This is a genomic window from Streptomyces sp. NPDC058637, from assembly GCF_042717325.1.
Classification (GTDB): domain Bacteria; phylum Actinomycetota; class Actinomycetes; order Streptomycetales; family Streptomycetaceae; genus Streptomyces.
In genome coordinates this window covers 109,288-119,951 of record NZ_JBHXRD010000014.1, presented here as the reverse complement: position 1 = coordinate 119,951, position 10,664 = coordinate 109,288, and the positions used below count along the sequence as shown (strand labels likewise).

Below are 10,664 nucleotides of genomic sequence, written 5' to 3'. Positions count from 1 at the left end.
GGTTCTCGATGACCGCGACCCGGCCGTCGGCGAGACCGGCGACCGCGGCGCGGGCGGACTCGCCGACCGTGTCGGTGGCGAAGGCGGCCTCGGCTCCGGCTCCCCGTATTCGCCGCTCAGCGCATCGAGCGGAGCTTGGCGTCCACCCGTCCGGCCTCGTCGGGCAGGCCCAGGCGGCGCCAGGTCGCGAGGGAGCGGTGGAAGTAGTGCCGCGCGGTCTGCTTGCGGCCGGTCGCGTCGTGCAACTCACCGAGCAGGCCGGCCACTCGTGCCTCGGCGCGGCGGTCCCCGAGCTGCTGCTGGACGGCGAGTGCCCCGATCAACAGCGCCGACGCCTCACCGGCGTCGCCCTGTCGCAGGCACAGTTCCGCGATGCTCTGCTGCACGTATGCGGCGCAGTGCAGATCGGCCAGCTCGTCGAAGATGCCGAGGGCGCGCTCCAGCTCGCCACGCGCCGACTGCGATTCGCCACGCAGTTCGTGCAGTACGGCGACCCTGCGGCGCACCTGGGCCTCGCGGTGCCGGTCCCCGTCGGCACGGGACAGCTCCAGGGCCCCGCTCAGCCAGCCGGCCGCGGTCTCCGGGTCCTTGCGTTCCAGCCAGACGGAGGCGATCGCGTTGCGTGCCACCGCCTCCCCGTGCCGGTCGCCGGCTGCGGCGAATTCCTGGAGCGCGGCGGTGAACGTCTCCAGCGCGGTACCGAGTTCACCCATGACCCGGTGGACCGAGCCGGACCCCACCGCGGCGACCGCCTCTCCCGTCCGGTGGCCGAGCTCGGCGAAGAGCGCCCTGGACCGGTCGAAGGAGACGAGCGCGTCCGCGTACCGGTCCTGGTAGAGATGGAGCTGGCCGAGGTTGCGCAGCAGAGCCGCCGCCCTGACGTCGTCGTGACGGGGCATGGCGTCGAGCACGAGCCGGTGGGTCCGCAGCCAGTCCCCGTAGTAGCCGCGCATGTCGAAGAAGCCCGCCAGTTCGATCGCCAGGTCGGCGGCCCGGTCGGTCCGCCCGAGCCGGACGGCCGCGTCGACGGCGGCGACGAGGTTGCGGTGCTCGCTCTCGAACCAGTCCACGGGACGGGCGCGCACCGTGAGGGCGACAGCGTGCGCCGGTCCGTCGGGCAGGCCCCGCATGTCGGGCTCGCCCAGCACACCGAGGAAGCGGGTGGGCATGGCGGCGTTGGCGGAGCGGGCGAGGGCGATGAGCGCGTCTATGACGTGGAGACGGCGACGCAGCCGTATGTTCTGATCGCCCGTCAGGGTCAGTTCCCGGGCGTAGGACCGCAGCAGATCGTGCATGCGGTAGCGGTTCAGCCCGAAACGATCCCTGCCCACGACTTCGACGAGGTGTTCGTCCAACAGGGTCTCCAGACCTCCCGCGGTCTCGCCGTCGCACCCCGTCGCGACGGCGACGAGCCAGCCAGGGACCGCGTCGTCGAACAGGTCGCCGAAGGTGCGGAAGGCGAGGGCCGCGGGCTCGGGCAGATGGCGGTAGCTGAGTTCGACGCCGGCCCGCACCTCCAACTCACCGGGGCGGACCGCCCCGAGGCGACCCCGCTCGTCGCGCAGCGAGTCGGCCAGCGTGCCGACGCTCCAGCCGGGCCGGTTCACGAGCCGCGCGGCCGCGATCCGTACCGCCAGCGGCAGTGATCCGCACTCGGCGAGGACACGGTCGGCGTCGGCCCCCTCCCGGCGCAGCCGGTCCGCGCCGACAATGGCCTCGAAAAGGGCGCGGGCGTCGTCGTGCCGCATCAGCCCGAGCACGCAGGCATACGCGGGCAGGCCGGGCATCCGGCGCCGCGAGCTGACCAGCACCGCCGAGCCGCCGGTGCCGGGGAGCAGCGGCCTCACCTGTGCGCCGTCCACGGCGTCGTCGAGCACGATGAGAAATCGACGCTGGGCGAGACGGGCACGGAACATCGCGGCGCGTTCGCCCGGTTCGCCGGGTATCGCACTGTCGATGACGCCCAGGCCACGCAGCATCTCGGCCAGGGCCTCCGCCGGCTCACGGGGGCACTCGCTCGTTCCGGCCAGGTCGACGTAGAACTGCCCGTCGGGGAACGCGTCACGCACCCGGTGGGCGACGTGCACGGCCAGCGTGGACTTGCCGGCACCCGGCGGACCCGATACCGCCGCGACCACCGGCTGCCGCCCGGCGGTGGACAGCAGCTGCTCCAGGTCGGCGACCTCGACGGCGCGGCCGGTGAAGTCAGGTATGTCCATCGGCAGTTGGCGGACAGGAACGAACATCGCCGTACGGTGGCGGCCGGCGTAACCGTTGACCTCGGCGCCGATGGCCCGCAGCTGTTCGCTCGGCTCGATCCCGAGCTCGGCGGCGATCACCCGCTCCGCCTCGGCATACGCGGACCGCGCCTCGGCGCTGCGGCCCGCGTCGTCGAGCGCGTGCACCAGCATCCGCCACAGGTCCTCCCGCAGGGGACTCTCGGTCAGCCGGGACCTCAGGCCGGAGACCAGGTGGGGGTAGTCCCCCAGCCGGAGCCGCAACTCCAGGCACTCGTCCGCCGCGACCGACCGCAGCCCCTCCATGCGTGTAATGGCCGGATCCCACACCACACTGGAGGGCACGTCCTGGAGCACCCCGCCGCGCCACAGCCCCAGGGCCGATTCGTAGGCACGCAGTGCGGCGGTGTCCTCTCCGCGGGCGCGGGCGGCACGGGCCGTCGCGAGCTGCTGCTCGAAGAGCAGCATGTCCACTTCCCCGGGTACGACGTCCAGCGAGTAGCCGGAGGGCGCGGTACGCAGGCCCGCGACGGCGGCAGGGGGAAGCCGCTGCCGCAGCGTCCTTACGTAGGTGCGCACATTGGCGACCGCGGACCGAGGTGCGCCGCCGGGCCACAGGACCTCCGTCAGCAGATCCAGCGAGACGAAGCCGTTCGGCTGGAGCAGCAGGGTCGCCAGTACGGCCCGGGGCTTGGCCCCGCCGATCCGGACCGGAACACCCTGCGCCTTCACCTGGAGCGGCCCCAGGACCCCGAATGTCGGCTCCGCCACTGCAGGCCTCCGCGTTGTCGGCAACTGCGGTGCAGCGTAACGATGTTCAAATCCTCTCGACATGAAATCCGGATGACGGCCCCCACCCGATTCACGGCGCCCGGAGCGCCGAGCCTGCCCCTACGGGCGCCCCGGTACGGGCCCAGGTGCGCTCCAGGCGGTCCACACGCCCGAATGACACTCGGTGGAGCGGGGACCGGCGAAGGACCGGACGGCCCCGTGGCCGAGGACGTCATCTCCTGCCTGTGAGCGGTGCCCGTCACCGATAGCCCGTCGCGTCCGACGGCTTGCCCGCGTCGACGACCTCGACCAGATAGCGCCAGCAGTCAGGACGCGAGCCGTCGAGGTCGGTGAATCCGTATTCCTGCGCGAGCTGCCCGCTGGACAGCGACTGCCCGTTCCGGCTCGCGACACCGGCATCGCCGGCCAACGCCGCGACCGCGCGTCCGACGTACGACGGGCTCTCGGAGACGCAGAAGTGCGGTACCTCGGTCAACGCGTCGCGCCAGTTGTCCTCGGTGACACCGAACGCGTCGAGCATCATCTCCGAACGCATCCAGCCCGGAGTGAGCGCCACCGCCGTCCCGCCGTGCGGCTTCAGCTCGTGTGCCAGCACGAACGCCATCCGCAGCACGCTGTTCTTGACCAGGTCGTAGAAGTACGAGTTGCGGTAGCGCGTTCCGTTGTACGCGGACGTCCCGTCCGTCATCTCGACCACGAGCCCGCCCGGTCGACGCACCAGCAGGGGCAGCACGAAGTGGCTGGTGATCGCGTGGGTCTCCACACCCAGTCGGAGCAGACGCAGCCCGTTGTCGAGGTCGTGCTCCCACACCGGCTTGTCGAAGGCGAACAACCGTTCCCCGCCCCAGACATCGTTGACCAGCACGTCGAGCCGCCCCTGCTCGGCGTCGATGCGCTCGGCCAGCGCACGGACCTGCTCGGGCACCAAGTGGTCGGTCGGCACCGCGATGCCGGTCCCGCCTGCCGCGGTGACGAGCTCCGCGGTCTCCTCGATCGTCTCGGAGCGGTCGTACTCGGAGCGCCGTTCCCGGGTCGTGCGGCCGGTGACGTAGACCGTCGCGCCCGCCGCGCCGAGCTGGACGGCGATGCCCCGCCCGGCGCCCCGTGTCGCACCCGCGACCAGCGCGATCTTCCCGTGCAGGTCCGGTGCCGATGTGTCGGGCGTGAATCCCATCGAGTTCCTCATCTGTTCGTTCGGCCTGGTCCACGTCCGTCATCGACGCGGACCGGTGACACCATGCTCGGCCCGAAACCAGACACCTTGTGTCGCGTTTACCGCGGTCCTCACAGGAACACCCCGACGAACCAGCCTCAGGCACCGCCCGGCCCGCTACTCCCGCCTCGGTGCGGTGCCCAGGCGTGCGCCCCGGCTCTCCGCGATCCGGTGCACGTCGCGCAGAGCTTCGGCCATACGGGCCACGACGTAGCGGAGCGGAACGGAGGTGACCTGGCGGTCGTCCAGCATGTCGGTCGCGTGGCCGAGCAGCTCGACTGCCATTCCGAGCTGGACGACCGTGCGGACCTGTGCGGACCTGGGCCCATCGGCGCAGGTCCGCCGGAGGTGAGGCTCACCGGGGGCGCGCCGGCGATGCCCGCGTTGCGGTCGTCCTCGATGACCAGCACGTCGGGGAAGTCGCCACCGCCTGGGCCGATGCGCTCGACGCGGTCCCGTACGCCGACGACGGCAGCCACGCCACCGCCCTCGCCGCGGATCACGGCCTGCCGGAGAGCTGGGCCACCGCTCTGCTCACCGGTCGGAGGGAGGAGGAGCCGGACGTCGACGGCATACGGGCCGCCGCCACGGCAATCGCGGGGCCCACGCCGAACGCCCGGTCGGAGACCCTGCGACGCGGGGCGCCCGCGCCCCGCACCGACGGCCGAGCCGGACTCCCCCACCGCGGTCCCGGCGCCCGCCCACGAGCGGTTCGCCCGGGCCCTGGCTCATCTTCGGCGGCACCCGCGCATCGCCTCGCGGTAATCCCCTGTCCGGCGTCCATCCACTCACACCGACCCGCTGTGAGCCGTCCGCTCAACGCCCTGAGCATGCCAAGGCGGAGTGTTTCCGCAGGTCAGGGGCGTGCGATGTGGGTCCGACCGAAATGGCAGGGCGGCAACGGCGAACTCTTGTGAGGATAAGGACACTTACCCCGAGGAGGACCCGCACACCATGCCCCGAACCGTCACCCTGATCCGCTCCGCCCACCTGTCCGACATCGCCGAGTACGCCTACGCGGCCACGGCACCCGCCGACGCACGGCTGGTCTTCCTCGCCGGGGCGTGTCCGCTGCACGAGGACGGCTCGACGGCGGCGGTCGGGGACTACGCGGGCCAGGCGGCGAAGGCGTTCGAGAACATGCGGACCGCTCTCGCCGCCGCCGGCGCGTCCCTGGAGGACGTCGTCAGTACGAGGGTGCTCGTCGCGTCCGCGCGGCGCGAGGACCTGGTGGCCGCCTGGGACGTGGTCCGGGCGGCGTTCGGTGACCATGACGCCCCGAGTACGTTGCTGGGCGTCACCGTGCTCGGCTACCTCGACCAGCTCGTGGAGATCGAAGCCGTCGCCGCCGTGCTCGACGAGGTGGCGCCGCGCCCCGCGACCTGATTCCCCTTTCGCCGTCCGTCACCACTCCCTGGTCGCGATCAGCTCCTCCACGTCCGCGTCCGCGAACCCGTACGCCGTCGCGATGAACCAGAAGTCCTCGGCTATCTCCTCGCGGGCGACCGTCTCGATCTCGCTCCCGGCAGCCTCGAACTCCGCCTCCAGGACATTGAACTCGTCGGTGGCCGCCGTCGTCAGCACGTACAACGCCGCCAGATCGGCGGGGGGTTCGGCCTCGATCCGCTCGCAGAGCCGGACCAGAACGGCTTTGCCCTTGTCCACGACGTGATCGGGGAAGTAGTCGTCCGTGTACAGCCCCCGCAGGAACGCGTACTCCGTCATGCGCTGGTTCGTGATCGCCACGGCGATCCCCTCCGCTCGGTGCTCCGTCAGCCCGATGCTGCACCACACCACTGACAACACCGTGCGAACGCACCGCCGAACACCTTGCGCCCGCCACGTGCGCGCCGGGGCACGCAGGCGCGCCCCCGCCTGTTCCGGAGACCTCGCGCGCCCCCCTTCCGGTCCTGTCTGTGCAGGTCACAGCCGTGCCACGCTGCTGGTGACCGGGCACGACGCCCGGTCACCGAACGCGAAGGGGCTCCACCGTGAACCGCATCACCGCTCTCGCCGCCACCGCCGTCGTCCTGGCCTTCGGGCTGGGCACCGGGCCCGTTTCGGCCACCGACGCCGGCAGGCCCTCCGTCTCGGCGGCGGCCGCGCCGAGCGCCGCGTTCACCCGGTGCACGCATGGGTACTTCTGCGCCTTCGACGGGTGGAACGGCGAGGGGACCCGCTGTCAGTGGACGGCCGCCGAGATGCGGAACACCGCCGACAACTGCTCGTTCATCCGGGAGGGCAGGAACGTCCTGTCCGTGTGGAACAAGACCGAACACCGCGTGCAGTACTACACGCAGACGAACTTCAACTCACGGGTCGGCTCCACGCAGGCCGGGCAGGGCGGCAACCTCCAGGGCAACTACCAGATCCGCTCGTTCAAGCCCCAGTAGGGCCCGGTCGCACGGGCCCCCGGTTCGCCGAGGGCCCGGTCCCACGCCGACCCCGCACGCCCGGCACACGCCCCACCGGCGCGCGCCGGTGCGGGGCCCAGGCTCTGCGCAACGGCACCGCTCACTGCACTCGCGCGGGCGCCGCCGGGCGGTCGTCGTCATCGTCGTCGTCCTCGCCCGGGACGTGGACGTCGAAGACGGTGATGTTGATCTCGACGACCTCCAGACCGGTCATCGTCTCCACCGCGTCCGTGACGCGGGTCCTGATCCGGTCGGCGAGATCATGGATCGGTATGCCGTAGTCGACCTTGACGTCGACATCGATCGCCGTCTGCTTCTTGCCCACTTCCACCTTGACGGAGCGCTCACCGCCGGAGGACCCGGGCATCCGCCCCGCGACAGCGCCCAGCGCCTTGGACGCGCCCCGGCCCACCGAATGCACGCCGTCCGTTTCACGGATGGCGATTCCGGCGATGGTGGCCACCACGTTGTCCGCGATCGTGGTCCTGCCGCGCACGGCGCCTCCCCCGTTCCTGCCTGTCGTTGAACTCCCGCCCAGGGACTCGACATCAACCATGGCTGCCTCACAGAGGGTCGTTGCGGCGAGGCGGCTCTCCTCCTCGCCGGCTCCTCATTTCACTGTGCGCCCGCCCTCCAGCCACCGCCATCGGGGTATACGCAGCGCTCGCCCCGGGCACTCTCCGCCACGGACGCGGCCGCCGGAGCGAGAGGCGGGGGCGGGCGTGCTGCGTATCACCCTGGACAGCCACCGTGACCCCCGGGTAACTTTTGACCAGGACTGAGCAAGCGCTTAGCCAGACCCCGCCCGCTGCTGAAGCTCACTGAGGAGGCACCCCGTGCGCCGTACGGTTTACAACGAGGACCACGAGGCGTTCCGGGAGACCATCCGCGCCTTCATCGAGGCCGAGGTCGTCCCCGTCTACGACGAGTGGTTCGCGGCGGGTCAGGCGCCTCGCGACTTCTACTACAAGCTCGCCGAGCTTGGCATCTTCGGCATCGAGGTGCCGGAGGAGTACGGCGGCGCGGGCGAGGAGTCCTTCAAGTTCGAAGCGGTCCTCTACGAGGAGACCGCGCGCGCGGGCATCTCCTTCGGCGGCTCCGGGGTCCACGTGCTGCTCTGCCTGCCGTACCTCAAGGCGTACGCCACCGAGGAGCAGAAGAAGCGCTGGCTGCCCGACTTCGTGAGCGGCAAGAGCATGTACGCGATAGCCATGACCGAGCCGGGCACCGGTTCGGACCTGGCCGGCATGAAGACGACGGCCAAGCTCTCCGAGGACGGCACGCACTACGTCCTCAACGGCGCGAAGACGTTCATCACCGGTGGTGTGCACGCCGACAAGGTCATCGTCTGCGCCCGTACCGACGCCCCCAAGGCCGACGACCGCCGCCACGGCATCTCGCTCCTGGTCGTCGACACCAAGTCCGAGGGCTACTCGGTCGGCCGCAAGCTCGACAAGCTGGGCCTGAAGGTCTCCGACACCGCCGAGCTGGCCTTCGTCGACGTCAAGGTGCCCGTCGACGACCTGCTGGGCGAGGAGAACAAGGGCTTCTCCTACCTCGGCCAGAACCTCCCGCAGGAGCGCCTGGGCATCGCCGTCGGCGCGTACGCGCAGGCCGCCGCCGCCGTGCGGTTCGCCCAGCAGTACACGCAGGACCGCACGGTCTTCGGCAAGACCGTCGCGTCCTTCCAGAACACCAAGTTCGAGCTGGCCGCCTGCAAGGCCGAGGTCGACGCGGCCGAGGCCGTCTGCGACCGCGCGATCGAGGCCCTGGACGCCGGTGAGCTCACCCCCGCCGAGGCCGCCTCCGCGAAGCTGTTCTGCACCGAGGTCGCGCACCGCGTGATCGACCGCTGCCTCCAGCTGCACGGCGGCTACGGCTTCATGAACGAGTACCCGATCGCCCGTCTCTACACGGACAACCGGGTCAACCGCATCTACGGCGGCACCAGCGAGGTCATGAAGTCGATCATCGCCAAGTCCATGGGCCTGTAAGAGCGGCTACGTTCTCCTCCATGAGCGCAGCACTTGAATCCCTGCTCGATCTGCTCGACCTGGAGCGGATCGAGCAGGACATCTTCCGGGGCATGAGCCGCAGCGCGGTCGTGCCCCGGGTCTTCGGCGGCCAGGTCGCGGCACAGGCCCTGGTCGCCGCGGGCCGCACGGTCCCGTCCTCAGCCCCCGGCGCGTCCGGAGCACCCGGGGCCGGGCAGACGCCGTCGGCCCACTCCCTGCACGCGTACTTCCTGCGCCCCGGGGACCCCGGCGCGCCGATCGTCTACACCGTGGACCGCATCCGGGACGGGCGGTCCTTCACCACCCGCCGGGTCGTCGCGGTCCAGCACGGCAAGCCGATCTTCCACCTCTCGGCGTCCTTCCAGGTGCACGAGGAGGGCATGGACCACCAGGCGCCCATGCCGTACGCCCCGGACCCGGAGACGCTGCCCACCGCCGCGGAGATGCTGCCCAGGTACGCGGACCGCTTCGCCGATCCGCGCATGGTGGACCGGCTGCTGGAGGCGCGGGCCGCCGTCGATCTGCGGTACGTGGACGCCCCGCCGTTCGCCACCGCCGGTGAACCGCGCGAGCCGCGCTCCCAGGTCTGGTTCCGGACGCACGGCAAGCTGGCGGACGACCCGCTGCTGCACGTGTGCATGGCGACGTACGTCTCCGACATGACCCTGCTGGACTCCGTGCTGCTCGCCCACGGGCGCGGCGGCTGGGCCGTCGGTGACGTGGTGGGGGCCAGCCTGGACCACGCGATGTGGTTCCACCGGCCCTTCCGGGCGGACGAATGGCTGCTGTACGACCAGGAGTCACCCTCGGCGTCGGGCGGGCGCGGTCTCGGCCAGGCGAGGATCTACACGGCGGACGGACAGCTGGCCATCACGGTCATCCAGGAGGGTGTGGTCCGCGTCCCGCGGGACTGAAGCCCCGTATACGGACATACTCCCCACCATGAGTGACGAGAAGAGCACGGGCGGGGAGTCCACGTTCACCGTCGTCGTCGCCGCCGCCGCCAACCTCGGCATCGCCGCGGCGAAGCTGGTGGCGGGCCTGATCAGCGGTTCGAGCGCGATGCTCTCGGAGGCCGCGCACTCGGTCGCCGACACCGTCACCGAGGTCATGCTGCTGACCGCGCTCAGACGCAGCGGGAAACCCGCCGACGAGGAGCACCCCCTCGGGTACGGCGCCGAGCGGTACATCTGGGCGATGCTCGCCTCCGTCGCGACCTTCGTCGGCGGCGCGGTCTTCTCGCTGTACGACGGAATCCACACCCTGACGCGGGGGGAGGAACTCGGCGACCCGCTCGTCTCGTACCTCGTGCTCGGTGTCGCGTTCCTGCTGGAGGGCTACTCGCTGCGCACGGGGGTCCGGCAGGTGCGGCGCGCGGCGGCCGGGCTGGGCGTGGGTGCGCCGCTCTATCTGCGCCGCACCTCCGACACCGCCGTCAAGGCCGTGGTGATGGAGGACTCGGCCGCCCTCATCGGACTGCTGCTGGCCACCGGCGGACTGCTCGGCGGTCAGCTGTCCGGTTCCGGGGTGTGGGACGGCATCGCTTCCGTCCTCATCGGGGTCCTGCTGGTGTACGTGGCCTGGGTGCTCGGCCGGTCCAACGCCCAGCTCCTGATCGGACGCCCGCTGCCGGAGGCGATGCGGGCCGGGGTGCGTGAGGAGCTGCTCTCCGTCCCTCACATCATCGGCGTACTGGAGCTGACGACGCTCATCCAGGGCCCGGCCGAGACCCTGATCGCGGCGAAGATCGACTTCCGGGACGTGGCGAGCGCGGAGCAGGTCGAGTGGGCGTGCGAGGAGGCCGAGCAGCAGCTGCGGGAGCGCTACCCCTCGATCCGCCGGGTCTACCTCGACCCGACACCGGGCCTCGGCCAACGGCGCCGGGCCGCGGGTGACTAGCCGGCCCCCTCCACGTACCGCGGGAAGTCAGTTCAGGCTCGCGAAGAGCTCCCGTACGTCACCGATCAGAAGCTCCGGCTGCTCCAGGGAGAGG

9 protein-coding genes and 1 pseudogene are annotated in these 10,664 nt (G+C 71.2%); 5 read left to right on the top strand and 5 right to left on the bottom strand.

Annotated elements, in window-relative coordinates; genetic code table 11:
* Positions 1-116: 116 nt before the first annotated feature.
* The 3 genes and pseudogenes from ACFWVP_RS16810 to ACFWVP_RS16800 all read right to left on the bottom strand — a co-directional run.
* Positions 117-3,008, bottom strand: a complete 2,892-nt coding sequence (locus tag ACFWVP_RS16810; RefSeq protein WP_384497307.1) for a BTAD domain-containing putative transcriptional regulator — start codon at positions 3,006-3,008, stop codon at positions 117-119.
* A 259-nt stretch (positions 3,009-3,267) separates the two neighbouring features.
* Complete coding sequence (locus ACFWVP_RS16805) at positions 3,268-4,203, bottom strand: SDR family oxidoreductase (protein WP_384497305.1); 936 nt, start codon at positions 4,201-4,203, stop codon at positions 3,268-3,270.
* A gap of 156 nt (positions 4,204-4,359) precedes the next feature.
* Positions 4,360-4,539: pseudogene (locus tag ACFWVP_RS16800) on the bottom strand (hypothetical protein); the annotation flags it as partial.
* A gap of 657 nt (positions 4,540-5,196) precedes the next feature.
* Between ACFWVP_RS16800 and ACFWVP_RS16795 the strand changes: the two are divergent.
* A complete protein-coding gene (locus ACFWVP_RS16795; RefSeq protein ID WP_384497303.1) occupies positions 5,197-5,628 on the top strand; it encodes a RidA family protein in 432 nt (143 codons plus the stop codon).
* A gap of 18 nt (positions 5,629-5,646) precedes the next feature.
* Here ACFWVP_RS16795 and ACFWVP_RS16790 read toward each other — a convergent pair whose 3' ends face one another.
* Complete coding sequence (locus ACFWVP_RS16790; protein WP_384497407.1) at positions 5,647-5,967, bottom strand: DUF5713 family protein; 321 nt, start codon at positions 5,965-5,967, stop codon at positions 5,647-5,649.
* Between the two features lie 266 nt (positions 5,968-6,233).
* Here ACFWVP_RS16790 and ACFWVP_RS16785 point away from each other — a divergent pair, with 266 nt between their 5' ends.
* Complete coding sequence (locus tag ACFWVP_RS16785; protein WP_384497301.1) at positions 6,234-6,635, top strand: peptidase inhibitor family I36 protein; 402 nt, start codon at positions 6,234-6,236, stop codon at positions 6,633-6,635.
* Between the two features lie 121 nt (positions 6,636-6,756).
* On the opposite strand, the gene ACFWVP_RS16780 is transcribed toward ACFWVP_RS16785, so the two are convergent.
* A complete protein-coding gene (locus tag ACFWVP_RS16780; protein ID WP_384497299.1) occupies positions 6,757-7,212 on the bottom strand; it encodes an Asp23/Gls24 family envelope stress response protein in 456 nt (151 codons plus the stop codon).
* Positions 7,213-7,492: 280 nt separating this feature from the next.
* Between ACFWVP_RS16780 and ACFWVP_RS16775 the strand changes: the two genes are divergently transcribed.
* The 3 genes from ACFWVP_RS16775 to ACFWVP_RS16765 are packed head-to-tail and all read left to right on the top strand — an operon-like array spanning position 7,493 to position 10,570.
* Entirely contained in the window at positions 7,493-8,650 is a 1,158-nt protein-coding gene (locus tag ACFWVP_RS16775; protein ID WP_031092198.1) for an acyl-CoA dehydrogenase family protein, read from the top strand.
* Between the two features lie 20 nt (positions 8,651-8,670).
* Entirely contained in the window at positions 8,671-9,585 is a 915-nt protein-coding gene (locus tag ACFWVP_RS16770) for an acyl-CoA thioesterase (protein ID WP_384497297.1), read from the top strand.
* A 28-nt stretch (positions 9,586-9,613) separates the two neighbouring features.
* Entirely contained in the window at positions 9,614-10,570 is a 957-nt protein-coding gene (locus ACFWVP_RS16765) for a cation diffusion facilitator family transporter (RefSeq protein ID WP_384497295.1), read from the top strand.
* Positions 10,571-10,664 lie beyond the last annotated feature (94 nt).

Coding starts and splice junctions, on each gene's coding strand:
- ACFWVP_RS16805 (WP_384497305.1), bottom strand. CDS start 4,203: ATGGGATTCACGCCCGACACATCGGCACCGGACCTGCACGGGAAGATC.
- ACFWVP_RS16795 (WP_384497303.1), top strand. CDS start 5,197: ATGCCCCGAACCGTCACCCTGATCCGCTCCGCCCACCTGTCCGACATC.
- ACFWVP_RS16790 (WP_384497407.1), bottom strand. CDS start 5,967: ATGACGGAGTACGCGTTCCTGCGGGGGCTGTACACGGACGACTACTTC.
- ACFWVP_RS16780 (WP_384497299.1), bottom strand. CDS start 7,212: ATGGTTGATGTCGAGTCCCTGGGCGGGAGTTCAACGACAGGCAGGAAC.
- ACFWVP_RS16770 (WP_384497297.1), top strand. CDS start 8,671: ATGAGCGCAGCACTTGAATCCCTGCTCGATCTGCTCGACCTGGAGCGG.
- ACFWVP_RS16765 (WP_384497295.1), top strand. CDS start 9,614: ATGAGTGACGAGAAGAGCACGGGCGGGGAGTCCACGTTCACCGTCGTC.